Here is a 23,966-nt window from a genome sequence, read left to right on the forward strand (position 1 = left end):
CCACTGTGTCGACCGAGGTGCTCGACCGCGACGGCCAGCTTCTGCGCGCCTTCGCCACGCCGGACGGCTATTGGCGGCTCGCCACCCGCCTCGACCAGGTCGACAAGCAGTTCGTCGACATGCTGGTCACTTATGAGGACAAGCGCTTCTGGGACCATGAAGGCGTCGACGTGCTGGCGCTGGCCCGCGCCGCCGGCCAGTTCGCGACCAATGGCCGTATCGTCTCCGGCGGCTCGACGCTGTCGATGCAACTCGCCCGGCTGGCCGAACCGCGCGACAGCCGCAGCTTTGGCTCAAAGGTCAAGCAGATGCTGCGCGCCCTGCAGATCGAGCGGCGGCTCACCAAGCGCGAGATCCTCGAACGCTATTTGACGCTGGCGCCCTATGGCGGCAATCTCGAAGGCGTGCGCGCCGCCGCGCTGGCCTATTTCGGCAAGGAGCCGAAGCGGCTGACGGTCTCGGAGGCGGCTCTGCTCGTCGCGCTGCCGCAACTACCCGAAAAGCGCCGGCCCGACCGCAATCTCGCAATCGCTCACGCCGCTCGCGACCGGGTGCTGACGCGCATGGTTTCAGCTGGCCTGCTTGGCGAGCGCGAAGCCGCACGTGCTGCGCTCGACGACGTTTCCGCCATCCGCCGCACGTTGCCGGCGCTCGCTGCCCATGCCGCTTATGCGATGCTGCCAAGGGCCGTCCCCGGCCAGAAGCTGCAACTGACGATCCGCAAAAGCGTCCAGGAAGGGTTGGAACAGGTGGCCAGGGATGCCGCCACCAGGCTCGGGCCCCGCCTGTCGGTCGCCATGGTGCTGGCCGACGCCCGCACCGGCGACATCCTTGGCGAGGTCGGCTCCGCCAATTTCTTCGACGCCAGCCGCTCCGGCTGGATCGACATGACCAGGATCGTCCGCTCGCCCGGTTCGACGTTGAAACCGTTCATCTACGGGCTCGCCTTCGAGCAGGGACTGGTGGCGCAGGAAACGCTGATCGACGACAGTCCGACGGATTTCGGGGGCTATCGGCCGAAGAATTTCGACATGGGCTACCAAGGCGACGTCAGCATTCGGCAGGCGCTGCAACTGTCGCTCAACGTGCCGGCGATCAGTGTGCTCGACGCGGTCGGGCCGGCGCGGCTGCTCGCGCGCTTCCGGCAGGCCGGCGTCACGCCGATCCTGCCCGTCGACAAGGCGCCGGGTCTCGCCATCGGCCTCGGCGGCGTTGGGGTGACGCTGCGCGACCTCGTCCAGCTCTATGCAGGGCTTGCCAATGGCGGCAAGGCGCATACCCTGCGTGACGGCACCGAGCCGGCCAATGCCAAACGCTCCACCACTACCATCCTCGACGATCAGGCGAACTGGCAGATCACCGACATATTGTCGGGCGTCAAGCCGCCCGAAGGTGCGGCCCAGCGCGGCATCGCCTACAAGACCGGCACCTCCTACGGCTACCGCGATGCCTGGTCGGTCGGTTTCGACGGGCGTTACGTGCTGGGCGTCTGGGTCGGCCGTCCCGATGCCGGCGCGGTGCCCGGCCTGTCCGGCTATGTCTCGGCCGCACCCATCCTGTTCGAGGGCTTTGTCCGCGCCGGTCTGGCCGCCGTGCAACTGCCAAGCCGGCCAGCCGGCGTGGTCAGACCCAGGCGCGACGATCTGCCGGTGACATTGGCGCGCTTCGGTTCTGGCGCCGATGGGCTGGTGCAGGCGACGCCGACCGAGCCCGCGCCGACGATCATCTTTCCGCCTGACGGCGCCCGCGTCGATCTCGACACCACTACCGCCGAAGCCTCGCCACTGGTGCTGAAGCTGCAAGGTGGCCGCGCGCCGTTCCGCTGGCTGGCAAATGGCAAGCCACTGATCGGCATCGACCGGCGACGCACCGCGACCTGGCAGCCGGACGGCGCCGGCTATTCGACCCTGACCGTGATCGACGCGGCCGGGCGCGCGGCCAGCGTGAAAGTGTTCGTTGAATAGAATGCGCCAAGCGATTCAGCGCATTGCGTTTTGCGCCCCGCTGTTGGCTGCCGGTATTGTCCCCGTCTTTTCCGCAGACCTCCCCGCCGGCTTCGTCCGCCTTGCCGACGTTGACCGCACCATCCGGCAGGACATCCGCTATGCCGGCACAAACAATTTCCTGCACCGCAAGGCGACCGGCTACGACGCGCCGGTATGCATACTCACCGGGCGAGCGGCGGAAGCGCTTTCCCGCGTCCAGAAAGCGATTGCCGCGGAGAGCCTCACGCTGGTCGTCTTCGACTGCTACCGCCCGGCGCGCGCGGTCTCTGATATGGGCGAATGGACCATGGAAGGCGGACCACCCGACCCGCAATGGTATCCGGCGGTCAAGCGCAAGGACCTCATCGCCAAGGGCTATATCGGCGAACTGTCGACCCATTCGCGCGGCTCGACCGTCGATGTCGCCATCGCGCGAGCCGACCGCAACACCGACACCCCGAAACCGGCCTGCGGTGTATCAGATGCCGACATGCTCGATTTCGGCACCGGCTTTGACTGTTTCGACCCAATGAGTGAAACGGCGCACCGTCCGCTCGCCGAGGAAGCAACCGCAAACCGCAAGAGGCTTGTCGAGATCATGCGCGCCGGCGGCTTCAGGAATTATCCGCGCGAATGGTGGCACTTCACGCTGAAAAACGAGCCATTTCCAAAGCAGCGCTTCGATTTTCTCGTCACCGCCGACTGAACCTGTGGCCACCGCGAAAGCAAATCGCGCCTAGATCACATCCAGCCATTGCCGAGGCGCGACCTGTCTCTAGATAGATCGCTTCATGAGCCCGGATTCTGCACCCCGGCGTCGAGAGGAAAGAATTTCTTCGTGAGGCCAAAGATCAGCGAAAAATTGCTTCTGAGGGACAAAAAAAGCAACATTGAGTGCATCTAATTTCTACCAATTCGGTAGATTTGAGGTGATCTCAACGGAGGCGTAAATGACCAATCCTCATTTCAGGAAACTGCTCGGCGCCCTTGTCGCTGCATCGGTCCAATTCGGAACACTCGGTTTCGCGTTTGCCGATACCACCATTCTCAACGTGTCCTATGATCCGACGCGTGAGCTATACAAGCAATTCGACGAGGCCTTTGTCGCCCACTGGAAGGCCGAGACCGGTGAGACGGTAACCGTCCAGCAGTCGCATGGCGGGTCGGGCGCGCAGGCCCGCGCCGTGATCGACGGCCTCGACGCCGACGTGGTGACGCTGGCGCTCGAAGGCGACATCAACGCCATCGTCTCGAAATCGCAGAAGATCAATCCCGACTGGCGGACCAAGTTCGAGAACAATTCGGCGCCCTACACTTCGACCATCGTCTTCCTTGTCCGCAAGGGCAATCCGAAGGGCATCCAGGACTGGGGCGACCTCGTCAAGGACGACGTCCAGGTGATCACGCCGAACCCCAAGACTTCGGGCGGAGCGCGCTGGAACTATCTCGCCGCCTGGGCCTATGCCAACGCCAAGGATGGCGGCGACGAGGCCAAGACCAAGGAATTCGTCGGCAACCTCTACGCCCATGTTCCGGTGCTCGACACCGGCGCGCGCGGCTCAACGGTGACCTTCGCGCAAAAGGGCCTGGGCGACGTGCTGCTGGCCTGGGAAAACGAAGCCTATCTGGCGCTCGACGAGTTCGGCGCCGATAATTTCGACATCGTCTACCCGCCGACCTCGATCCTGGCCGAGCCGCCGGTCGCCGTGGTCGACGCCAACGTCGATGCCAAGGGCACGCGAAAAGTCGCCGAAGCCTATCTGGGCTATCTCTACTCCAAGGAAGGCCAGACGCTGATCGCCAAGAACCACTATCGCCCGTCGAAGCCCGATTTGGTGCCGGCGGAGGACCTCGCCAAACTGCCGGAGATCAAGCTGATCACCATCGACGATCCACTTTTTGGCGGTTGGAAGAAGGCGCAGCCTTACCATTTCGGCGACGGTGGTATATTCGACCAGATCTACAAGCCGGCCCAGTAGGCCTAACAAGCTAGACTCTAGATCAGGACGACATGACCACAGCACCCGCAAAAGCGGGGTGGCGGTTCAGACAGCCGAGCGTCATTCCGGGTTTCGGATTGACGCTCGGCTTCTCTCTTGCCTACCTCACGCTCATCATCCTCATCCCCCTTTCCGGGCTGATCTGGCGATCGGCCGCGCTCGGCTGGGCCGATTTCTGGGCGATCGCCACCGATCGCCGCACCGTCAACGCGCTTGAAATCAGTTTTGGCACCGCTTTCATTGCCGCCGCGGTCAATGTCGTCTTCGGCACGATCGTCGCCTGGGTGCTGGTGCGCTACAACTTTCCTGGCCGCCGCATCGTCGATGCAATGGTCGACCTGCCCTTCGCGCTGCCGACGGCGGTCGCAGGCATCGCGCTGACCACGCTCTACGCGCCGAATGGCTGGCTCGGCAGCCTGCTGGCACCTCTCGGCATCAAGGTCGCCTACACGCCGCTCGGCATCGTCATCGCGCTGATCTTCATCGGCCTGCCTTTTGTCGTGCGCACCGTCCAGCCGATCATGGAAGAGATCGACAAGGAGGTGGAGGAAGTGGCCGCGACGCTCGGCGCCAACCGCTTCCAGACAATCGCCCGGGTTCTGCTTCCGGGCCTCGCGCCCGCCATCGTCACCGGTTTCGCGCTGGCTTTCGCGCGCGGTGTCGGCGAGTACGGCTCCGTCATCTTCATCGCCGGCAACCTGCCCTACAAATCCGAGATCGCGCCGCTGCTGATCGTCATCCGGCTGGAGGAATACAATTATGCGGCGGCGACCGCGATCGCGGCAATCATGCTCGCTTTGTCGTTCGTGATGCTGCTGGTCATCAATCTCGTGCAGACGTGGAGCCGCAAGCGCTATGGCTGATCCGGAGATCAAATCCTACGCACCGCACCACGAAAGCCAGTCGGCGGCAGTGACCGAAAGCCGCCCGGCGAAAGCCGTGCTGATGATCGTGACCTTTGCCTTCCTCGGCATTTTCCTGCTCTTGCCGCTGATCGTCGTCTTCAACGAAGCCTTCGCAAAAGGTCTCGGCGCTTACACGGAGGCGCTGACCAACCCAGACACGCGCTCGGCGATCCATCTGACACTGCTGGTGGCGGCGATCTCGGTGCCGCTCAATGTCATCTTCGGCATCTCCGCCGCTTGGGCGATCGCCAAATTCGAGTTCAAGGGCAAGGCCTTCCTGACCACGCTCATCGACCTGCCGTTTTCGGTCTCGCCGGTCATTTCCGGCTTGGTCTATGTGCTTTTGTTCGGCGCGCAAGGCCTGCTCGGCGCCTGGCTGAAGGCGCATGGCATCGTCATCCTGTTTGCCGTGCCGGGCATCGTGCTCGCCACCATCTTCGTCACCTTCCCCTTTGTCGCCCGCGAACTGATCCCGTTGATGCAGGAACAGGGCAATGGCGACGAGGAGGCAGCGCTGTCGCTCGGCGCCAATGGCTGGCAGGCTTTCTGGTACGTGACGCTGCCCAACGTCAAATGGGGGCTGCTCTACGGCGTGCTGTTGTGCAATGCCCGCGCCATGGGCGAGTTCGGCGCGGTGTCGGTGGTGTCCGGCCACATACGCGGGCTGACCAACACCATGCCGCTGCATGTCGAAATCCTCTACAATGAGTACAACGCCGCCGCCGCCTTCGCCGTCGCTTCGCTACTCGCGGGCCTGGCGCTCGTCACGCTGGTCTTGAAAACACTTCTCGAAATGCGCTACGGCGCCGAGATCGCCGCGACGCGCGGACATTAATGCCTGTTGCCCAAAAGTGTATAGCGGTTTTGGGATAACGACATGCATCGACAAAAAAGGGACGGTTGATGGAAGTTCGCGTTGCCAACGTGCGCAAGGAGTTTGAGCGGTTTCCGGCCCTCCACGATGTTTCGCTCGACATCAAGTCCGGCGAGCTGATCGCGCTGCTCGGGCCTTCCGGCTCCGGCAAGACGACGCTGCTCAGGCTGATCGCCGGACTGGAGCGACCGACGAGGGGAAAGATATTCTTCGGTGAGGAGGACGCGTCGCAAAAGTCGATCCAGGAGCGTAATGTCGGCTTCGTCTTCCAGCACTATGCGCTGTTTCGCCATATGACGGTCGCCGATAATATCGGCTTCGGACTCAAGGTCCGGCACGGGCCGACACGCCCGTCCGCGCAGGAAATCCGCCGCCGGGCCTCCGAGCTTCTCGACCTCGTCCAGCTTTCCGGCTTGGAAAAACGCTATCCGGCGCAGCTTTCGGGCGGCCAGCGCCAGCGCGTGGCGCTTGCCCGCGCCATGGCGATCGAACCGGCTGTGCTTTTGCTGGACGAGCCGTTCGGCGCGCTCGATGCCCAGGTCCGCCGCGAGTTGCGGCGCTGGCTGCGCGACATCCACGACGCCACCGGCCACACCACGGTCTTCGTCACCCATGACCAGGAAGAAGCGCTGGAGCTTGCCGACCGCGTGGTGGTGATGAGCCAGGGCCGCATCGAGCAGGTCGGCACCGCCGATGAAATCTACGACACGCCGAATTCGCCCTTCGTCTACGGCTTCATCGGCGAATCGAGCTCGCTTCCCGTCAAGGTCGAGGACGGCCAGGTCTGGATCGCCGATCGCCCGATCGGCCTCTCCGCGCCACAGGCGCCGCGAGGCGAAGCGACGCTGTTCTTCCGCCCGCACGATGTCGAGCTGGTGGACGAATGCAATGGCTGCATCGCCGGCACGGTCGCCGCCAGCCGCCGCGTCGCCGGCACCAGACGCGTGGAGCTCGAAATCGGCGGCGAGCGTCAGCGGGTCGAGATCGAGCTGCCCGTCGACCACCCAGCGGCGCAGAAAAGCCGGGTGGCGTTCCGGCCGCGGCGCTGGAAGCTTTTTCCGGCCGCTTAGCCGCAAGGCGATGGTGAATCCGGCTGATGGTGGTCGCCTCTTCATGCTGAGCGACATCGACTACCTTTCAACGCGCCTTTAGCGAGAGCACCAGGGTCATCGGATTTTTTGGGGAAGCCGCAAAGCCGTAGTGCTCATAGAAAGCTTTCGCTTCAGCCGATATGGCATGAACAAAAATGCCGCGAATCCCGAGGATCGTCGCGGCATGGCCAGTGCGCAGAACGGCATCTTGCAAGAGCGCTGCGCCTAGCCCCTTCCCTTGCCAGCTTGCGTCCACGGCGAGACGCCCGAGGACAGCCATAGGGACGGGATCCGGCATGTTGCGGCGAATGGCGCCTGGCGCTTCCGCAAGATCAAGCCCACCCGAGGACAGACAGTAGTAGCCGACAACGCGCACGCCTTCCGTTACGACATAAGTGCGCGACGCGCCGCTGACCTGGTTGGCCCGCGCCCTGCGGCGAAGCCATTGATCCAGGCTCTCGGTCCCGCTTTGGAATAGTTCGAGATCGTGGTTGTCGGCAAGAGGCGTGGGCGCCGACAGCATCAGCCCTGCCAGGGCTTGGGCGCATTCATAAGGCGTGCAAAACCTTCGCCGCTCGGTGGCTCGTCAAGAATGTCGAGATAGTGTTGGTAACTCTCGGGATCGACCTTGATCAGCGCTTGATTGAGCAGCGTGTCCTCGGCCGCGCGGTAGGCGGCATCGATCATAAAATCGGAGCGGGTTTTACCGCGTATTTTCGCGGCGCGGTCAATCAGAACTCGCACATCCTCTCGGATGCGCAGATTGACAGGCTTGGCGTGGGTTTCAGGTGCAGTTTTTGTCATTGAGGACTCCTCTTTCCCACCATAACACTCCGCATACACAATGTGTATCTATTTCATTGCCTCATTAGGAAGGTGATTGGAAAAGCACCGGCGGTGTGGCGGGAACACACCGAAATGACTCTGCTTGGAAGAAAATCCTAGCAATGGGCTGTCTCGGCAATCTTTTTTCTCACAGCAACACCATAGATCCGGCTTGCATGCCTCGTCGTCTCGGGCATCGTCCGATTATTCTGCCGCATTCGACAAACGACATTTTCAGGAGCCCGTTTTCATGAAGCGATTTTTGCTTGGCGTCGCCACATTGGCCGGTCTGTTCCTGGCATCCTCCCAAGCCTGGTCGGCCGACAAACTGCTGAACGCGTCCTACGATGTCGGCCGCGAATTGTTTGCGCAGGTCAACAAGGCCTTCATCGCTGGGCACCCCGGCGTCACCATCGATCAGTCGCATGCCGGGACGTCGGCGCAGGCGCGCGCCATCGCCGAGGGGCTCGGCGCCGATGTCGTCACCTTCAACCAGGTCCTCGACATCGACTTTCTGGTCTCGAAGGGTCTTATCTCCGCCGACTGGCAAAAAGACTTCCCCGACAACGCCTCGCCTTTCTATTCGCTGCCGTCCTTTTTGGTGCGCGCCGGCAATCCGAAGAACATCAAGGATTGGAACGATCTCGTGCGCGACGACGTCCAGGTGATCTTCCCCAATCCAAAAACGTCGGGCAATGCGCGCTACACCTATCTCGCGGCCACCGCCTACGCCAAGGAAGCCTTCAAGGGCGATGACGCCAAGGTGAAGGAATTCGTCACCAAACTCTTCAACAACGTGCCGATCTTCGACAGCGGCGGACGCGCCGCCACCACCACCTTCGTGCAGCGCGAAATCGGCGACGTGCTGATCACCTTCGAGTCGGAAACCCGCGGCATCAGCAGGGAGTATGGCGAGGACAAGTTCGAGCAGGTGACGCCTTCGGTCAGCCTGTTGGCGGAGTTTCCGGTGGCGATCGTCGACACGGTCGCCGACGAGCACGGCACACGCGATCTCGCCAAGACCTATCTCGACTTCCTCTATACGCCGGAGGGCCAGGACATCGCCGCCCGCAACGGCCTGCGGGCCCGCGACGCGGCGGTCGCGGCCAAATACACGGCTGAGTTTCCCGATGTCCGCCTGCTGACGGTGGAAGATGTCTTCGGCGGCTGGGCCAAGGTCCAGGCCGAGCATTTCGCCGCGGGCGGATTGCTCGACCAGACCTACGGCAGTCGCTGAAGCAAGCGATCTTCGAACTGAAACGAAAGTCGGCTTTTGCCGGCTTTCTTCGTTTTTCGCTCCGGAAAGGTGATTTCCCGCTTTCCGGGCGCCTGCCATCCAAAAACGTTACGAAGAATCAACGCGTTTGCGCGCAATGTGTCAGCAGGCGGCTTGTCTGCGCGAACGGCATCGCAAGGCTCAACCGTCATGATTTGCACACAAACAGCCGCCAGACGCGGGTGGTTGGGGCTTCATGGGTTGACTCGGGCATGCTGACCAAAAAAGGCAAATACGGCCTCAAGGCCCTCGTGCATCTGTCCGGCCTGCCGGTCGGCCAGCTCGCATTCGTCAATGACATTGCGGTCGCCAACAACATCCCGAAGAAATTCCTGGATGCCATTCTGGGCGAGTTACGCAATGCCGGCTTCGTCCAGAGCCGCAAGGGCAAGGAGGGCGGCTATCGCCTCGCGCGGCCGGCCTCCGAGATCAAGATCGGCCATGTCGTGCGTGTCCTCGACGGGCCGCTGGCGCCGATCCCTTGCGCCAGCCGCACGCAGTACCAGCGTTGCGAGGATTGCGACGAGGCGACCTGCCAGGTCAGGCACATGATGCTGGAGGTGCGCCAGGCGATCGCCGAGGTGCTGGACAATCGCAGCCTCGCCGCCATGCGCGATGCCGACAATGACGATTTTCCGGTCGAACTGACGTCGCAGATCTAATCTAAATTTAGGCCGTAGACTCATAAGCGCGGAGCCAAAGCCGCATTGACCGAGACAATGATCTGGACCTCCTTTTTTGCTGTCACAGCCTGCTGGTGGGCGCGAACGGAAGGTTCTGTCGATCATCTGGATCTCGCCGTCGTGCGCAGCCGTGATACACTCCATCAGTCGGCCCCGCACGCCTGCCTTCCGCCATCGCACGAAGCGGTCGACGGCGGCTGCGCCCCTTGGCCGGCGATCGTCTGGAGCGCGCCGCTTCCCCAGGCCCTCCCATTTCGGCAAAGCCTAGTTGACGGGAAAGAGCGGATCGATCGTCATTGTCTGCTCTCCGGCGCGTAATGGAGGATGACAACACCTGACTTGAGCGTCCTCGTCTCCAGATGCTTCAGGGGTGTCCGGTTCGGGCCGCCCTTGAAGAGCGGCGTGCCTCTCCCGAGAATGACGGGGTTGATCCCGAGGTGATACTCGTCGATCAGGCCGTGCTCCATCAGGGTCGCCGTGAGGTCGGCGCTGCCGAACACGAAGATGTCTCCGCCGTCCCTGGTCTTCAGCTTGGAGACTTCTTCCGCGACATTGCCGTTGAAGAGCTTCGTGTTGTTCCAGGCGGCGCTTTTCAGCGTGCGCGAGAAGACCACCTTCTCGATCTTGTTCATGAAATCCGCGATCCAGCCTTGCTCGGACGGCCAATAGGCTGCCATGAGCTCGTAGGTCACGCGACCGAAGATCAGCGTGTCGGCCTTTTCCTGGGTCTCACGAATGTAGTTCTCAAGTTCTTCTTCGAAGACGAACCAGCTGATGTCCCTGTCCGGACCTTCGAAGAAGCCGTCGACGGTCACCATGTCCCATATGATCAGTTTTCTCATAGAACCCTCCTCTTCGTGTATCCCTTTGTGAATTCTCGGCCCTATCCCGCGAATCGGAAGCGCATGTTGGTGATTTGCCCCGCTTCCGAGATCTCGGTCTTCTCCAGCCTGACCGGCTCCATGCCTTCTGACTGAAGAGGCGGATGCCGTCGCCGATGAGGACGGGCGCGACACGGATGAGGACCTCGTCCACAAGCCTAATTCGGGGCGAGTCGCAGCACCTCAGCGGCATGCGACGAAGCGTTCCAGTTTGCCCAGAGTTTGCAGTCCCAGCTCCACGGCACCGAAGCCCTTCGCCTCCTGGAACTCGGCAGCCGTGCTGAATACCATGCCCAGCGTTACCTTCGTCGCCCCGTCCTGATCCTCGAACGAGGCCCAGGCGTCGGCATGTTTCGGCCCGTTTTCGCCCCAATGCAGCGTATAGCCGATCCTCTCCTCGGGCCGGACCTCGTTATAGAGATGGTGGTTCGGGAAGACCGTGCCGTCACGCGCGATCATGTCGAATACCCATTCGCCGCCCGTTCGCAAGTCGATCCTCTTCGTTCGACAGGAGAAGCCTTCCGGCCCCCACCATTGCGGCAGCGTTTCAGGGTTCATCCACGCGCCCCACACGATGGACCGCGGCGCCTGAATCACCCGCTGCAGTACCATGGCCCGTTCAGCCGCGCCCGCGAGGTTGTCTAGTCCCGCGCCGAAGCCTTCCCGATAGCCTGCCTCCATGTCCTCCGCCAGCGAGGAAAGCTGCACCGTCACGACCAACCGGCTGCGCTCGTCCGCACCTTCGAAATCGGCTGTCACCAGCGCTGCTGATTGCGTCACGCCTTCGGACGAGACCACCTCGTAGTTCACGCTGCACAGCGCCGGCTGCAACGCCAGCCAGCCGCACTCGCAGCGGATGTCCGAATGGCCCTCTATCTTGCAGAGCGAGACCTCGCGTCCACCCACCCTGGTATCGACCTCCAAGAACTCCACGGTGACCGAGGGCGATGGCGCAGCCCAGATCGCCCGCGCGGCCGGAGCCGTCCATGCCTCCCATAGTACGGCCAGTGGCGCGCCCACGTCCCGTTCGAAGGTGAGCGTCGCAAAGCGGCCCTTCCTTTCATCAGGCACCGCATGGGTCGCACTGTTTGTAGCGAGGTTCTGTGTCATTCTGCGCGCTCCTTCATCACATTCATCACAAATGCGTCCAACCGGTCGAGCCGAGCTTCCCAGATGGCCCGCTGTTCATCGAGCCATGTCCGCGCTGGGTCCAGAGCCTCGGGCACGATGGCGCAGGTGCGTATCCGCCCGTCCTTGGAGGTGGAGATCAACCCAGCCTCCTCCAGCACAGAAAGGTGCCGCATCACCGTGGGCAGACGCAGTCCCGTCGGACCAGCCAAATCCGTCACCCGCGCAGGCCTTTCGGCGAGTCGAGTCAGGATCGACCGACGGGTCGGATCGGCCAGAGCGTGGAAGAGCAGCGATAGATCGGGATAATGCTTAGCCATGTCGCTAACTATCGACCACTTTTCCGGTGGCGCAAGCGAAAACTTCGTCAAGTCGCTAAGTTTTTTTCCCAACGCGCCGAGTTCTCGGAGTAGGCGGCTTACATTGCCGATTCCGCTGAGAAGTTGCTCGCAGCGATGCGAGCGCAGGCCGATGCCTGCAATCGAAGACAAATTCCTGAAGCCGCCAGTCCGCTTCCCACCAATCTCAGCCGTTCGCGTTTTATGGGTTCACGGACTGGCACCCTGAAAGCGAGAGCCGCGCCGGCGAGCCGGCTCATGAATTCGCCTCGAACAGGCTCACGGCGTCGGCGACAATGTCGGCGATCGGGCGCGTCGCATCGAGCGTCACTGCGTTCTCGTCGGCTGCCGGCGCTTCAAGCGTGGCGAACTGGCTGTCGACCAGGCTTGCCGGCATGAAATGGCCCTGGCGGGAGCCGACGCGCTGCTTGGCGGTCGCTGGATCGATTTCCAGATAGAGGAAAACGATATCCTGGCAAAAGCCACGCAGGCGCTCGCGGTAGCTGCGCTTCAGCGCCGAGCAGGCGGCGACGACACCTTGCCCATCGCCGACCGATCCCGCAATGCGCCGGCCGATCGCGTCGAGCCAGCCTTCACGCAATGCGTCGGTCAGCGGCTCACCGCTTGCCATCCGCGCGACGTTTTCCGGCGGATGCAGCCTGTCGCCCTCGACGAAGATGGCGCCCAACGCTGCGGCCAGCGCTTCGCCGACGGCCGACTTGCCACAGCCGGCAACGCCCATCACCACGACGGCCGGTGCGGACCGGACGGGATCCCTCTGCAATTGTGCTGCCTTTTCGTCCACGATGCGGTCAGCGGCTGGCCGGCGCGCGGCCGTAAAGCAGGAGCATGGCGACGATGACGACGCCGTAGATGATCTGCCGCCCCGCCTCAGGCATCTGCATGACCGAAAGGATGGATTGCAGGAGCGTGATCAGGATGACGCCCGCGACGGTGCCGAGATAGGAGCCGCGGCCGCCGAGGATCGAGGTGCCGCCAAGCACGACCGCTGCTATCGACGGCAGAAGATAGGCATCGCCCATCGACTGTGCCGCCTTGGAGGCGTAGCCGGCCAGAAGCACGCCACCGAAGGCCGAGAGGCCGCCGGACGCGGCGAAGGCGATCAGCACCACGCGCCGCGTGTCGATGCCGGAGAGGTAGGCGGCGCGCTCGCGGTTGCCGATGCCGTAGACCGTGCGGCCGAAGCCGGTGCGGGTCAGCACGAAGACCATCGCAGCACCGATCAGCGCCCAGATGATGACGGCGTTGGGCACGCCCGGAATGGCAAAGCCGGTCGCCAGATAGCGCATCGCCCGGGTCGCCGAATCCTGCGGCGAGAAGCCGCCCGTATAGACCACCATCAGCCCTTGCGCGACGGCGTTGGTGGCGAGCGTGATGATCATCGAGGGAATGCGCAGATAAGCGACGCCGATACCGTTGACGATGCCGATCGCGACACCGCAGAAAATGCCGAACGGGATCGCCAGCGCCACGCCGACCGGGCCGTAGGCGGCCGCCGCACAGGCCATCATCGCGCCTGCCGCCACCGACCACGGCACCGACAGGTCGATCTGGCCGAGCAGGATGACCAGCATCATGCCAGTGGCGATGACGCCGAGAAACGAGGCGACCTTGAGCTGCTGCAGCAGATATTCCGGCGACAGGAAGCTGCGCGAATAGAGGCTGCCGACAAACAGCAGCAGCACGATGCAGGCGAAGGCGGTCAGCACCGCGGGGTCGGCGCGGCGAATGAATTTCGGCATGCGTCCGGCGATGCCGCCTGTTATCGTTTCGCTCACAGGAACCACTCCAGCCGGTTGCGGACCCTGAACAGGGCGAAGGCGCCGAGGCTGACCGCGATCAGCAGGATGACGCCCTGGAACAGCGGCTGCCAGAGTGGATCGAAATCGAAGACGAAGAGCAGGTCGCCGATGGTACGAAACGCGAGCGCCCCAAAAATCGCGCCGATGGCGCTGCCCTTGCCGCCGAACAATGAGACGCCGCCAAGCACCACGGCGGCGATGGAAAACAGCGTATAGGCATTGCCGCTGGCATAGGCCGCCTCGCCCGTATAGGTGAAGAAGGTCAGGAACAATCCGCCGATCGCGGCCAGCAGGCCGGCCAGCGCATAAGCGGCGAATTTGCCGCGGCGGATCGGCACGCCGGACATGTAGGCGGCCATCTCCGACGATCCGGCCGCGTAGGCCGCACGGCCGAGCACCGAGCGGCTGAACGGCACCCAGACGACGAGCACGACGGCCAGCAGCACCACCAGGCTCGCCGGCACCACGCCGAACAGCCGCCCGGTCAGCGCGTCGGCGAGATCCTCGTTGACCGAGCCGCCCGGGAAGGGTCTCAGCAGCAGTGCGATGCCGTAATAGACCGCACCGGTGGCGATGGTGGTGACGATCGGCTGCAGCCGTCCGTAGATGACGATGGCGCCGTTGATCGCCCCGCACAGCAGCCCGGTGCCGAGCACCGCGACGACGCCGAAGGCGGTCTCGATACCGGTGCCGACGACCAGCCATGAGGCCAGGCAGTTGGTCAGCAGAAAGATCATGCCGACGGAAAGGTCGATGCCGGCGGTGATCACCACCAGCGTCTGCGCCATGGCGACGAAGGCGAGCAGCACGCCCTTGTTCGAGGCCGTCTGCACGACATTGGCGGTAAAGCCCGCCGGATGGTTCGAGGTGTAGATCGTGAACATCACGATGAAGATGCCGAACGCCAGCAGCGTTCCGCGTTGTTCGGCAAGCCAGTAACGCCAGTCCTTCACGCGTCCGCTCCTCGGGCTGGCGTTTTCGCCATGCCTCGGGCTGGCGTCTTCGCCATGCCTCTGACAGCCATCTCTTCGCCATGGATGTTGAGTGCGCTGGCGATCAGCGCCCGCTCGGTGATCTCGGCGCCGACCAGCTCGCGCTTGACCGCCCCGTCATAGAGCACCAGCACCCGGTCGCAGCAGCCGATCAGCTCGTCATAGTCGGTGGAGTAAAACAGGATCGCCGCACCTTGGTCGGCGAGCTTGCGCATCAGCTGATAGAGCTCCTGCTTGGTGCCGACATCGATGCCCCGCGTCGGGTCGTTGAGCAGGATGATGCGCGGCTGCCGCATCAGCCATTTGGCGATGACGACCTTCTGCTGGTTGCCGCCGGACAGCGCGCCGACTGGAATATCGAGGCCTGCCGTCTTGATCGCCAGCAGAGCGACCATGTCGTCGATCAGCCGCTGCTCGGCGGCACGGTCGATGATGCCCGCCCTGGAAAGCCGGTCGAGCGCTGCGAAGGAGAGGTTTTCGCGTACCGTCATCGGCAGCATCAGGCCTTCCGTCTTGCGATCCTCCGGGATCAGCGCCATGCCGATCCGGTCATCGCGCGCCGCGGCCGGGCTGGCGATGGTCGCCGGTCTGCCATCGATCAATATCTGGCCGCTGAGGCCGCGAAGCACGCCGAAGAAGGCGAGCAGCAATTCGCGCTGACCCTGGCCGTCGAGACCGCCGAGACCGACGACCTCGCCTGCCCCGACCGACAGCGAGATATTGTCCAACCGGTCGGTCCAGGACAGTTTTCGCGCCTCCAGCACCGGAGCGGCGGTGGCCGGCGCGCGCACCGGTTTTGGTGGGAAGATGTGGCTGTATTCGCGGCCGATCATCAGCTCGACGACTTCGTTGTCGCTCTTCGTGCCTGCAGCGTAGCTGGCGACATTGCGGCCGTTGCGGAACACCGTGCACTGGTCGGCCAGCTCGGCGATCTCGTTCATCCGATGCGAGATGTAGAGCAGCGCCAGCCCTTCCGAGCGCAGCCGCTTCAAGACGCCGAATATCTTGGCGACGTCGGCCGCGGTGAGCGCCGAGGTAGCCTCGTCGAGGATCAGGATGCGAGGCTTCCTGGCAAGTGCTTTGGCGATCTCGACTATCTGCCTTCTTGAAAGAGGAAGGTCCTTGACCAACGCCAGCGGGTGGATGTCGGCGGCGCCCGCGCGCGCCAGCGCCTCCTCCGCGATGCGGCGCTGCGCCTTGCGGTCGATCATGCCGAAGCGCTTGGGCGGATCGGAAATAACGATGTTATCGGCGACGCTGAGTTCGGGGACGAGCGACAGTTCCTGGAAGATGCAGACGATGCCGGCCTGGTTGGCAGCGGCCGGCGACGCGAAGGTCACCTCGCTTCCGTCCAGCATCATGCGGCCTTCGTCAGGCGCGACGACGCCGGCCATGACCTTGATCAGCGTCGATTTGCCGGCGCCGTTTTCGCCGAGGATGGCGTGGATGCTGCCCGACGTGACCGAAAGCTTGGCCTTTTCCAGCGCCCGCACACCGCCATAGCGCTTGGATATGCCCTCCATGCGGAAGAGCGGAACCGCACCGTCCATCGGCCCCTCCCAAGGCGCTTGTTTTTCGGGACCGGCGCCGCGGGATTATCCCGAGGCGCCGAGCGATCACTCTATTGGTTTTCCTTGCTCTGGCCCATGATTTCCTGCGCGGTGAAATTGATGCCGCAGGTCGGGAAGGAATTTCCGACGAAGAAATTGTCGGACTGGTCGGGGAAATAGTCTTGGCCTTCCTTGAAGTTCGGATCCTCGACGATCGCCAGCGGCAGCTTCACCGCTTGCGGGATGACCTGGCCTTCGAGCGCTGCGATCGCCGTCTTGATGGCGACCGCCACCTGGGCGGGCCCGGTTCCGGCCGACGAGCATTTCAGCCCGTCTGCGGCAAACTTGGCGCAGAATTTGCGGAAGCCATTCTCCGTTTCGCCGCCGAACGGCACGAACGGATGCTTGGCATCCATCATCGCCTGGACGATGCCGGTGTCGCCGCCCTGCCCGGTGACGCCGTCGAAGGGACCGTTAGTGGCGATCGCGTCGGCCGAGGCCTTTTGCGCCACGCCATCATCCCATTTGCCGACGACTTCGGTGACCTCCCACTTCTTGCCTGAAGCATCGAGGACCTCGTGGATGCCATTGTGGCGGTCGGTGTCGACCGACGTGCCGGCAACGCCGCGCACCTCGAGGATCTTGCCACCATTGGGAATATGCTTGATCAGCCAGTTGGCCCACAACTCGCCAAGGCCTTTCTGGTCGACATTGACGTTGATGGCGTCCTTGGTGTCGAGAATATTGTCGAAAGCGACCAGCACGACGCCGGCTTCCTTGGCGCGCTTGATAACCGGTCCGAAAGCCGTCGGATTCTGCGCGTTGACGACGATCGCGTCATAGCCGGAATCGATGAAGTTGTTGATCGCCGAAATCTGCGCCGGCACGTCTTCGCCGGTCGAGACGACTTTGAATTCTTTCAGTTTGGCGGCGACCTCCGGCTGCGCCGCATAGGCCTTCGCCGTCTGCACCATCTGGATGCGCCAGGTGTTGGCGATGTAGCCATTGGCGAGCGCAATGCGGTATGGGCCTTCCTTTTTAGGAAATTTGAAGAACTGCGTATCGGCGGCCCATGGCGCAAAGCAGTCCGGCTCGGCGGACGGGCCCGTGACGATTTCGGGTTCGGCGAGCGCCGACGAACTCAGCATGACGGATGCAGTGGCGGCAACGATGCCACCAACGAGTGACTTGATCATCGATATTCCTCCCAGTTGCAGTTTCTGATTGTTCTTACGCGTCTCGCGCGTTTGGCCCGGCACCTCCCGCCTTGCCCGTCGCGCTGTTTCAGGTGGCCGAATGCCGACCCGATCTCCTCCCTTGCCGCACGGCAACCGAAGTAAAAACTATCATATTATACATAATAAACAAGGATGAGCTGTCGCTTATATATAATAAACAAACTTCGGTCTTTGCCGCGAGTTTCGCCCAGAGGCGGACGGTAGCGCTACCATGACGTAGTGTAAAGCGGCATTTCGCAACGCCTGCAAAGCGCTTTCAGCGGGCCGTGCTCTCGCGGCGCTTGAGCTCGAAGCCGAGGTCGACGACCGGCTCTTGCGGCCGCCTGCCTGCAATCGCCGCCAGCGCCATGGCGACCGACCGCCGGCCGATCTCGTAGCGAGGCGTCCGGACGCTGGTGACGGATGGAAAAGCCACTTCCATCATGTCGAGATCGTTGAAGCCTGTGATGCCGATCGTCTTCGGCACCGCGATCGAGGCGCGATGGCACTCGAACAGCACGCCGAGCGCGATATCGTCATTGTTGCAGAAAACCGCGTCGAGCGTCGGCACCTTGGCCAACGCGTCGCGAAACAGTTCGCGCCCGAGCGTCACGCTGGACGGCACCGGCGTGGTGGTGACCAGCCGCGCGTCGAACAAACCGGCCGCCTCCATCGCCGCGCGATAGCCGGCCAGACGCCGCTGCGAGCGCGGGTCCATGCGCGCGCCGATGAAGCCGATGCGGCGATAGCCCATTTCGATCATGTGCTCCGTCGCCGCCTTGCCGCCGTCGAAATGCGAGAAGCCGACCATCATGTCGACCGGATCAGGGCCGGTCTCCATGACCTGCACCACCGGGCAGCCCGCCGTCTCGAGCAGTCTTCGCGAAATTGGCGTCTGGTCGATGCCCGCCACGATCAGCGCCGCGGGGCGCTGCGGGCCGAAAACCTGCAGCAGCCGTTCCTCCTCGAGGCCGGAATAATGGGTGTTGCCGAGCTGGATGCGGTAGGAGCTGTCGGACAGGCTGTCATAGATGCCGCGCAGCACTTCGGCAAAGACGCTGTTGGTGAGCGACGGCACCAGCACGCCAAAGACTTCGGCGCGCGCCGAAGCCAGCGCTCGCGCATTCGGGTCGGGCAAATAGCCGAGCTCATCGACGGCCGCCTGGATCTGGCGGCGCAAATCTTCCGAGACACGCTCCGGCTCACGCAGGGCGCGCGATACAGTGATGGCGCCGACACCGGCCTTGCGCGCGACGTCGGCGATGGTCGGACGGCCGCCGCCGCGGCGCGAGCGCGGTTTGGTCACAGCCTTGCCCCGAACGTCGCACCTTCGCCGAAGCGCGGCCGCGAAATGCTATTCAGCGTCTTTGCCACTGTCGCCATGCCAACCCATGCTTGCCAGAGATTATGGCTGCCGCCTGGCGTCGCGCAGCCTTACCCCATTGTCAAGCGAACGGGCCAGGACTGCTGATCGAACTCGCGTAGGTCTCAGTTTGAATTTCGGCTGTGGGTGGATTTGCAGGTGTCTTCTCGTCCATCGCCTCTATGCCGTGCGTCGTCTGCTGCTGCGCCACCTGTCGGCATAGGGCAACGCGAACAAGTACAGACCGCTGAGCATGAGCAAGGCGAGCGGGATCAGCGGCATCAGGTATACCCAGTAGGCGGGCTCCACACCTACGCCCAACGTGATGAAGATGGCGGCGACGACCGCCGTAAAAATGATCGACAGCCAGCGGTGGAATTGCCGAATCCAGTTCATGAGGACCTCCCCTGAAGACGAGCCGAAGCGGATCGGGCGACCCGCTTGGCCTTGCAACCTTGTTTGATTTGATGGACGTCTTGTTGGCCATTGCGTTCTTCGCAGATGCCTGTTGGTGCCGGCGCGCCTCACTCTATCCGCGCCAGGACCTGCTCCAGGTTCGCAAAGAACCGCTGCCAGCCGTATTTTGCGCCCTGGTAGTACTGTTGCTGATCCGGCCGGAAACCCATCTGCTCCATGCGCAGATGGGTCCCTGTGCTCGTAGGGGTGAGCGTCCACGTGACGACACTTTTGAGATCCTTGGTATCCCAGCTGTAGGACAGCGACTTGTTGGGCTCGACTGCCTGGACCTGACAGTCGACCGCCCCCCAGTCCGCGCTAAGATTGAAACGGTGACCCTCATCTGGCTTGAAATCGTTCTTCATCAGCCACTCCTCGATCAGGTGCGATTGCGTGAGCGCGCGCCAAATCTTTTCCGGCGGAAAAGCGACCTCCCGTTCGACAACGACGGAGCGCGTTTCGGTCGCAGTATTGGTCATTGGTCCATCCTTTTGAGCAGATCCTCGAGGTCGTCGAACCGGCTTTTCCAGAACCCGGTCATTTGGTTTGTCCAGTCGATCAGCGGGGCCAAGGCGCCGAGCTCCGCGCTATAGTGCGTGTTGCGGCCTTCGTGGCGGTCGCGCACCAGCCCGGCCTGCTTCAGCACCCCAAGATGCTTTGACACGGCCGGTTGCGAGACCCCGGCCCGAGCCGTCAGGGCCACGACCGTCTGGTCTCCATCGCGACACAGCCGCTCGAAGATGGCCCGTCGCGTCGGATCGGCAAGCGTTCTGAAAAGGATTTCGTGGGGCTGCGGCATCGCGATCGATAACTCATTGGCTATTGATGAACCAATAACCGACGAGATATGTGTAAGTCAAGCAGGAACGTGGACCGGCAGCAGCGTCACAGGAGCCGCCGGCCATGTCTTGCTACCACCGATTGCGGACTGCTATCGATTAATCAGCAAGCTTCCACTCGGGGTAGCATCAGGTCGTAGCGGGAACGGCAGGTTTGGGAAGCTCCATGAAGGTCGATGGCGCAACCCAAGCCGGCCAAAGCATCTGGCCTCCGTACAGTCTCCGAGCGTTCTACCTCGCCGTTGAGTGGACGGCAGTCCTCCACTGAACGATTTTATGCGCGCTGCTTCCACCATTTGAGCACCCGCATTGCACGGAGGGTCACCCACTTGGACGGCTTGCCCGGGCCGGCGTCGACCTCGAACCATACCTGCCCTTTAGGAGTCCAGTCGAGGGGCCAAGTGCCATCTGCCAGGCACTTGGAGCGGAGGCGGGCGATGGCGTCGGCAAGCGGCGGATCAGGTTCGGCACCAGTAAGCATGGACGCGGAACGGAAATAGTCCAGCGCACGCAGTATGTCGTAATGCCAGCGGTTGGGGTGATGGAGACACAGAAACTGATCGTCCGCAGGGTTTCCCGAGCTTAGACGTCGGAAGAGGCTACGCTCCAAAAGGAACGACTCTCCAGATTGGCGAGCTTCTCTGGATTCGGATGTGCCGCCGGTCGCCTTCTCATACTCCAACAGCCCTTCCAGCACATTGATCGTGGTGTGGAACGACGAGCGGATCGAACCATTGGCCCTCTCGCAATTCCAACCGCCGTCATCGAGACGCTCGCCAAGCAGCCGAACAACAATGGATGAAATATCGGCTCCAAAATATGCACCATCAGCAACAGTTCGCCCGTTGATGCACTCTTCAACTTCCCCCTCCCAATAGGGCTGGCCACCCTCATCCCAGCGCGAGTTGAGGCCAACCAGCTCGACGATCCGCTTCGCACGATCCGACGATGGGTCGAAACCAAACTCGCGAAGCTGCGAGAGCGAGAAGGTTGTTGCCGTCCAAGGCTGGCCGAACTTTTCCCAGTCTTGAGGTTTGAAACCGCGCGGGACAAAAGAGCCTGCCGCCCATTGCCCGTCCTCATCTTGGCAAGCCAGAAGCTTGGCTCCCCAGCCAATGGTTTCGATCTTGGCCCGTTCAGCCGCCCACTCCGGTACCGGAGTATCGAGGAGGTCGCGCATCACCTGCCAGCGGATCGCTGGGTCGGAATCGAGAAGCCAAGCAATCACATCGCCTGCGGCAGTCATCCGAGCCGTCCAGTTGCCAACTTAAAATCAACATTACAGCGTGCATCGCTAGTAGGCACAGCCGACGTCTGCAATGGTGGGCGAAATTCGAACTGAGACACCAACCCAAACTCGCGATCCGTTGCTAAATGACGGCAGATATGCTAGATATTTGGGCATGGTGCTGATTTGCGCCAGCAACCCGTCCTTGAGGCGGGTTTTTTTTTATGCCTTGCTCGCCGGCTCTGCCTTCGCCAGGCGCGGCAAGTCTCGGGTCCGTTCTCCGCTTCAGGCCATCGCGGCGGCGCTGCGCCGCGCCTTCCACAACAGCAGCACCATGGCCACTATGTTCAGCAGGTTCCAGGCAATGCCGTTGAGGAACGCGGCGGCATAGGAACCGGTCAGATCGTAAATCCAGCCCGACATCCAGCCGCCGATCGCCATGCCGAAGATCGTCGCCATGATGACGATGCCTACGCGCTGGCCGGCCTCTCGGGCCGGCATGTATTCCCGCACGATGATGGCATAGCAAGGCACGATTCCGCCTTGCGACAGGCCGAAGACCAGCGAGACGACGTAAAGCGAGGCGAGCCCGTCGAAGGGGATGTAGAGCAACAACGACAAGGCTTGCAGCACCGAGCCGATCAGCAGGGTTTTCACGCCGCCGATGCGATCGGCAAGGAAGCCGGACGCCAGCCGGCTGACGACGCCCGCCGCCATCATGATCGACAGCATGTCGGCGCCCCGCGCAACGCCATAGCCGAGGTCCATGCAATAGGCGACGATATGGACCTGAGGCATCGACATCGCCACGCAGCAGCTAAGGCCGGCGACGACGAGCAGCACCTGCAGGGCTGCCGGCGACAGCGATATCGGCTGGACGGGCCGGCTGCCGGGTGAACCGGAAATGGCGGCGCGTGGTGTGCCGCGCCTGAGCAGCAGGATCAGCGGCACCATGGTCACGAGGCAGACGACACCGATCGCGGCATAGGTGAAACGCCAGCCTTCGCTCTGCATGATATAGGGCATAACCATCGGCCAGATCGCCCCGGCGAGATAGCTGCCGGCAGCGGCAGCCGACACCGCGACGCCGCGCCGGCGGTTGAACCAGTGCGAGATGTCGGCGATCAACGGCCCGAAGATCGCCGAGGTGCCGACGCCGATCAAAACACCCTGGACAAGGGTGAACTGCAGCACCGAGGTGGTCAGCGACGCCAGCAGGAAACCGGCACCGAGCGCCACCGAGGCAATGAGCGCCGGTATCCAGTAGCCCATGCGGTCGATGGCGCGACCGATCGCAACATTGCCGACGGCGAAGCCGACCATGGTCGCGGTATAGGGCATCGACGCGGCGGCGCGATCGACGCCGAATTCCGCCTGCATGGCGGGGAGGACCACGACCACCGCCCACATGCCGACACCGCCGATCGTCGACAGCAGCATCGAGATGCCGAGCCGCATCCAGGCATAGGCGCTGTCGATGCCGGGGCTGCTTGCCTGGCTAGAGACGGTTGTGATCAAGGCGTTTCCTGTCCGCGGTTCTGCAAAATCGACCGGTTCAACACCACTATCGGCACATTCGTGGCGCCGTGCAGCGCCACATCACGCAATCCGTGGCTCCAGGGATTTAAGCTGAAATGGAACAGTGGCCGCCGTCCCGGAGTTTTCCATTAACTCACCGATGGAAGGAGGTTGTCATGACCGCGAAAAGGAAATGGTCGGCCGAGGTGAACGAGCACAGCGATGCGCTGGACCTCGAGGAACATGTCTTCGAATCCCACGACCCCAAGAAGATCGCGGCCTCGCTCAAGCGATCGGCCGAGCACAGCGATCGGCGCAAGGCCGAGCCGTTCCAGTCCGCCATGTCGATGCTGAATTTCTACATCAACCGTGCCGGTAAGAACCTGCCGGCCAAGCAGAAGAAAGTGCTGGAGGACGCCAAGGACGAACTGCGCGCAGCGTTTGGGCGTCCGCGAGAAGACTAAGGCGCCGGCAGGAAACTTCGCGGGCGCGACATCCGACGCGCTTTGTCAGCGCGACTTGATGACGCCGTCGGTGTTGGCCAACAGCTTGCGGACCGCGTTGCGCGCCGCATCCGGCCGCTGCAGGCGGATGCTCTTCTCGATCGCCTCGTGCAGCTTCTGCGCATGCTGCAAATCGTCCAGCTCCCGCGTCGTATAGGCGAACAGATGATCGAAAGCCGATTCGATCAGAACGCCGAGCGGCACCAGGAGATCGTTGCCCGAGGCACGCAGGATGGCCAGATGAAAACGCGTATCGGCGCGGGTGCGCTCCTGCAGCGTCGTCGCCTCCCGCATCTCCCGGCAGGCCTGGCTGATCTCGGCCATCTGCTCGTCCGTGCGCCGCATCGCGGCAAAGGCGGTCGCTTCCGGCTCGATGATGTGGCGGAACTCCTGCACCGTTTTCAGGAACACCTCTCGGTCGGGCGATGTCGCGTACCAGGCGAGCACGTCGCGATCGAGCAGGGTCCAGCGCTCTTTTGGCTCGACCCAGC

Annotated in this window: 26 protein-coding genes and 1 pseudogene; 9 read left to right on the plus strand and 18 right to left on the minus strand. The window is 62.9% G+C overall.

The window, feature by feature from the left end:
• From pbpC to EOB36_RS26450, 6 genes are all read left to right on the plus strand, one after another.
• Positions 1 to 1,964 (plus strand): penicillin-binding protein 1C (gene pbpC, locus EOB36_RS26425; RefSeq protein ID WP_128286050.1); only part of this gene is annotated, 1,964 nt, incomplete at its 5' end.
• Position 1,965: 1 nt separating this feature from the next.
• Entirely contained in the window at positions 1,966 to 2,691 is a 726-nt protein-coding gene (locus tag EOB36_RS26430; protein ID WP_127205339.1) for a M15 family metallopeptidase, read from the plus strand.
• A 244-nt stretch (positions 2,692 to 2,935) separates the two neighbouring features.
• Positions 2,936 to 3,964, plus strand: a complete 1,029-nt coding sequence (locus tag EOB36_RS26435; RefSeq protein ID WP_095482917.1) for a sulfate ABC transporter substrate-binding protein — start codon at positions 2,936 to 2,938, stop codon at positions 3,962 to 3,964.
• Positions 3,965 to 3,996: 32 nt separating this feature from the next.
• Positions 3,997 to 4,848 (plus strand): sulfate ABC transporter permease subunit CysT, encoded by an 852-nt coding sequence (gene cysT, locus EOB36_RS26440; protein WP_095482918.1) that lies wholly within the window; start codon positions 3,997 to 3,999, stop codon positions 4,846 to 4,848.
• Complete coding sequence (cysW, locus tag EOB36_RS26445; protein WP_127205340.1) at positions 4,841 to 5,725, plus strand: sulfate ABC transporter permease subunit CysW; 885 nt, start codon at positions 4,841 to 4,843, stop codon at positions 5,723 to 5,725. The genes cysT and cysW overlap by 8 nt, the downstream gene beginning before the upstream one ends.
• A 68-nt stretch (positions 5,726 to 5,793) precedes the next feature.
• Positions 5,794 to 6,834 (plus strand): sulfate/molybdate ABC transporter ATP-binding protein, encoded by a 1,041-nt coding sequence (locus EOB36_RS26450; protein WP_128286051.1) that lies wholly within the window; start codon positions 5,794 to 5,796, stop codon positions 6,832 to 6,834.
• Between the two features lie 67 nt (positions 6,835 to 6,901).
• Here the strand turns inward: EOB36_RS26450 and EOB36_RS26455 are convergent, their stop codons facing one another.
• Positions 6,902 to 7,378, minus strand: a complete 477-nt coding sequence (locus tag EOB36_RS26455) for a GNAT family N-acetyltransferase (protein WP_095482921.1) — start codon at positions 7,376 to 7,378, stop codon at positions 6,902 to 6,904.
• Positions 7,378 to 7,659, minus strand: coding sequence for a DUF1778 domain-containing protein (locus EOB36_RS26460; RefSeq protein WP_127205341.1), 282 nt, complete (start codon positions 7,657 to 7,659; stop codon positions 7,378 to 7,380). The genes EOB36_RS26455 and EOB36_RS26460 overlap by 1 nt, the downstream gene beginning before the upstream one ends.
• A gap of 271 nt (positions 7,660 to 7,930) precedes the next feature.
• Here EOB36_RS26460 and EOB36_RS26465 point away from each other — a divergent pair, with 271 nt between their 5' ends.
• Positions 7,931 to 8,917, plus strand: a complete 987-nt coding sequence (locus tag EOB36_RS26465) for a sulfate ABC transporter substrate-binding protein (RefSeq protein ID WP_127205342.1) — start codon at positions 7,931 to 7,933, stop codon at positions 8,915 to 8,917.
• A gap of 251 nt (positions 8,918 to 9,168) precedes the next feature.
• Positions 9,169 to 9,618: an Rrf2 family transcriptional regulator gene (locus EOB36_RS26470; RefSeq protein WP_006202816.1), complete on the plus strand. Its 450-nt coding sequence runs from the start codon at positions 9,169 to 9,171 to the stop codon at positions 9,616 to 9,618.
• A 111-nt stretch (positions 9,619 to 9,729) separates the two neighbouring features.
• Here the strand turns inward: EOB36_RS26470 and EOB36_RS35385 are convergent.
• From EOB36_RS35385 to EOB36_RS26545, 15 genes and pseudogenes are all read right to left on the minus strand, one after another.
• Positions 9,730 to 9,828: pseudogene (locus tag EOB36_RS35385) on the minus strand (IS5/IS1182 family transposase); the annotation flags it as partial.
• A gap of 104 nt (positions 9,829 to 9,932) precedes the next feature.
• Positions 9,933 to 10,481, minus strand: a complete 549-nt coding sequence (locus EOB36_RS26480; protein ID WP_127205343.1) for a dihydrofolate reductase family protein — start codon at positions 10,479 to 10,481, stop codon at positions 9,933 to 9,935.
• Between the two features lie 222 nt (positions 10,482 to 10,703).
• Positions 10,704 to 11,630 (minus strand): SRPBCC family protein, encoded by a 927-nt coding sequence (locus EOB36_RS26485; protein ID WP_127205344.1) that lies wholly within the window; start codon positions 11,628 to 11,630, stop codon positions 10,704 to 10,706.
• Positions 11,627 to 11,968, minus strand: a complete 342-nt coding sequence (locus tag EOB36_RS26490) for a metalloregulator ArsR/SmtB family transcription factor (protein WP_095482948.1) — start codon at positions 11,966 to 11,968, stop codon at positions 11,627 to 11,629. The genes EOB36_RS26485 and EOB36_RS26490 overlap by 4 nt, the downstream gene beginning before the upstream one ends.
• A gap of 274 nt (positions 11,969 to 12,242) precedes the next feature.
• The gene (locus EOB36_RS26495) at positions 12,243 to 12,728 is read right to left on the minus strand and encodes a gluconokinase (RefSeq protein ID WP_095482927.1); all 486 of its coding nucleotides are present in this window, start codon (positions 12,726 to 12,728) and stop codon (positions 12,243 to 12,245) included.
• A 70-nt stretch (positions 12,729 to 12,798) separates the two neighbouring features.
• Positions 12,799 to 13,785 (minus strand): ABC transporter permease, encoded by a 987-nt coding sequence (locus tag EOB36_RS26500; protein ID WP_128243212.1) that lies wholly within the window; start codon positions 13,783 to 13,785, stop codon positions 12,799 to 12,801.
• The gene (locus EOB36_RS26505; protein WP_095482928.1) at positions 13,782 to 14,762 is read right to left on the minus strand and encodes an ABC transporter permease; all 981 of its coding nucleotides are present in this window, start codon (positions 14,760 to 14,762) and stop codon (positions 13,782 to 13,784) included. The genes EOB36_RS26500 and EOB36_RS26505 overlap by 4 nt, the downstream gene beginning before the upstream one ends.
• Positions 14,759 to 16,351, minus strand: a complete 1,593-nt coding sequence (locus EOB36_RS26510; RefSeq protein ID WP_245329740.1) for a sugar ABC transporter ATP-binding protein — start codon at positions 16,349 to 16,351, stop codon at positions 14,759 to 14,761. Before EOB36_RS26510 ends, EOB36_RS26505 begins: the two co-directional genes overlap by 4 nt.
• 71 nt (positions 16,352 to 16,422) lie before the next feature.
• A complete protein-coding gene (locus EOB36_RS26515) occupies positions 16,423 to 17,547 on the minus strand; it encodes a sugar ABC transporter substrate-binding protein (RefSeq protein WP_128286052.1) in 1,125 nt (374 codons plus the stop codon).
• Positions 17,548 to 17,845: 298 nt separating this feature from the next.
• Entirely contained in the window at positions 17,846 to 18,874 is a 1,029-nt protein-coding gene (locus tag EOB36_RS26520) for a LacI family DNA-binding transcriptional regulator (protein WP_095482930.1), read from the minus strand.
• 237 nt (positions 18,875 to 19,111) lie between these two features.
• Positions 19,112 to 19,327, minus strand: coding sequence for a hypothetical protein (locus tag EOB36_RS26525; RefSeq protein ID WP_095482931.1), 216 nt, complete (start codon positions 19,325 to 19,327; stop codon positions 19,112 to 19,114).
• A 128-nt stretch (positions 19,328 to 19,455) separates the two neighbouring features.
• Positions 19,456 to 19,866, minus strand: a complete 411-nt coding sequence (locus tag EOB36_RS26530) for an SRPBCC domain-containing protein (protein ID WP_095482932.1) — start codon at positions 19,864 to 19,866, stop codon at positions 19,456 to 19,458.
• A complete protein-coding gene (locus tag EOB36_RS26535) occupies positions 19,863 to 20,186 on the minus strand; it encodes a metalloregulator ArsR/SmtB family transcription factor (RefSeq protein ID WP_095482933.1) in 324 nt (107 codons plus the stop codon). The genes EOB36_RS26530 and EOB36_RS26535 overlap by 4 nt, the downstream gene beginning before the upstream one ends.
• 314 nt (positions 20,187 to 20,500) lie before the next feature.
• Complete coding sequence (locus EOB36_RS26540) at positions 20,501 to 21,472, minus strand: squalene cyclase (protein ID WP_127205348.1); 972 nt, start codon at positions 21,470 to 21,472, stop codon at positions 20,501 to 20,503.
• 267 nt (positions 21,473 to 21,739) lie between these two features.
• The gene (locus EOB36_RS26545) at positions 21,740 to 22,912 is read right to left on the minus strand and encodes an MFS transporter (RefSeq protein ID WP_128286053.1); all 1,173 of its coding nucleotides are present in this window, start codon (positions 22,910 to 22,912) and stop codon (positions 21,740 to 21,742) included.
• A 236-nt stretch (positions 22,913 to 23,148) separates the two neighbouring features.
• Here EOB36_RS26545 and EOB36_RS26550 point away from each other — a divergent pair, with 236 nt between their 5' ends.
• Positions 23,149 to 23,436, plus strand: a complete 288-nt coding sequence (locus EOB36_RS26550) for a DUF3175 domain-containing protein (RefSeq protein WP_095482934.1) — start codon at positions 23,149 to 23,151, stop codon at positions 23,434 to 23,436.
• 45 nt (positions 23,437 to 23,481) lie between these two features.
• Here the strand turns inward: EOB36_RS26550 and EOB36_RS26555 are convergent.
• Positions 23,482 to 23,966 (minus strand): FCD domain-containing protein (locus tag EOB36_RS26555; RefSeq protein WP_164897623.1); only part of this gene is annotated, 485 nt, incomplete at its 5' end.

The organism is Mesorhizobium sp. M6A.T.Cr.TU.017.01.1.1, assembly GCF_004023115.1.
Taxonomy (GTDB): Bacteria; Pseudomonadota; Alphaproteobacteria; order Rhizobiales; family Rhizobiaceae; genus Mesorhizobium; species Mesorhizobium mediterraneum.

Coding starts and splice junctions, on each gene's coding strand:
- EOB36_RS26455 (WP_095482921.1), bottom strand. CDS start 7,378: ATGCTGTCGGCGCCCACGCCTCTTGCCGACAACCACGATCTCGAACTA.
- EOB36_RS26430 (WP_127205339.1), top strand. CDS start 1,966: ATGCGCCAAGCGATTCAGCGCATTGCGTTTTGCGCCCCGCTGTTGGCT.
- EOB36_RS26495 (WP_095482927.1), bottom strand. CDS start 12,728: ATGGGCGTTGCCGGCTGTGGCAAGTCGGCCGTCGGCGAAGCGCTGGCC.
- EOB36_RS26550 (WP_095482934.1), top strand. CDS start 23,149: ATGACCGCGAAAAGGAAATGGTCGGCCGAGGTGAACGAGCACAGCGAT.
- EOB36_RS26530 (WP_095482932.1), bottom strand. CDS start 19,866: ATGACCAATACTGCGACCGAAACGCGCTCCGTCGTTGTCGAACGGGAG.
- EOB36_RS26545 (WP_128286053.1), bottom strand. CDS start 22,912: ATGCGGCTCGGCATCTCGATGCTGCTGTCGACGATCGGCGGTGTCGGC.
- EOB36_RS26515 (WP_128286052.1), bottom strand. CDS start 17,547: ATGATCAAGTCACTCGTTGGTGGCATCGTTGCCGCCACTGCATCCGTC.
- EOB36_RS26490 (WP_095482948.1), bottom strand. CDS start 11,968: ATGGCTAAGCATTATCCCGATCTATCGCTGCTCTTCCACGCTCTGGCC.
- cysW (WP_127205340.1), top strand. CDS start 4,841: ATGGCTGATCCGGAGATCAAATCCTACGCACCGCACCACGAAAGCCAG.
- EOB36_RS26465 (WP_127205342.1), top strand. CDS start 7,931: ATGAAGCGATTTTTGCTTGGCGTCGCCACATTGGCCGGTCTGTTCCTG.
- EOB36_RS26450 (WP_128286051.1), top strand. CDS start 5,794: ATGGAAGTTCGCGTTGCCAACGTGCGCAAGGAGTTTGAGCGGTTTCCG.
- EOB36_RS26435 (WP_095482917.1), top strand. CDS start 2,936: ATGACCAATCCTCATTTCAGGAAACTGCTCGGCGCCCTTGTCGCTGCA.
- EOB36_RS26460 (WP_127205341.1), bottom strand. CDS start 7,659: ATGACAAAAACTGCACCTGAAACCCACGCCAAGCCTGTCAATCTGCGC.
- EOB36_RS26535 (WP_095482933.1), bottom strand. CDS start 20,186: ATGCCGCAGCCCCACGAAATCCTTTTCAGAACGCTTGCCGATCCGACG.
- cysT (WP_095482918.1), top strand. CDS start 3,997: ATGACCACAGCACCCGCAAAAGCGGGGTGGCGGTTCAGACAGCCGAGC.
- EOB36_RS26470 (WP_006202816.1), top strand. CDS start 9,169: ATGCTGACCAAAAAAGGCAAATACGGCCTCAAGGCCCTCGTGCATCTG.
- EOB36_RS26510 (WP_245329740.1), bottom strand. CDS start 16,351: ATGGACGGTGCGGTTCCGCTCTTCCGCATGGAGGGCATATCCAAGCGC.
- EOB36_RS26540 (WP_127205348.1), bottom strand. CDS start 21,472: ATGACTGCCGCAGGCGATGTGATTGCTTGGCTTCTCGATTCCGACCCA.
- EOB36_RS26485 (WP_127205344.1), bottom strand. CDS start 11,630: ATGACACAGAACCTCGCTACAAACAGTGCGACCCATGCGGTGCCTGAT.
- EOB36_RS26480 (WP_127205343.1), bottom strand. CDS start 10,481: ATGAGAAAACTGATCATATGGGACATGGTGACCGTCGACGGCTTCTTC.
- EOB36_RS26525 (WP_095482931.1), bottom strand. CDS start 19,327: ATGAACTGGATTCGGCAATTCCACCGCTGGCTGTCGATCATTTTTACG.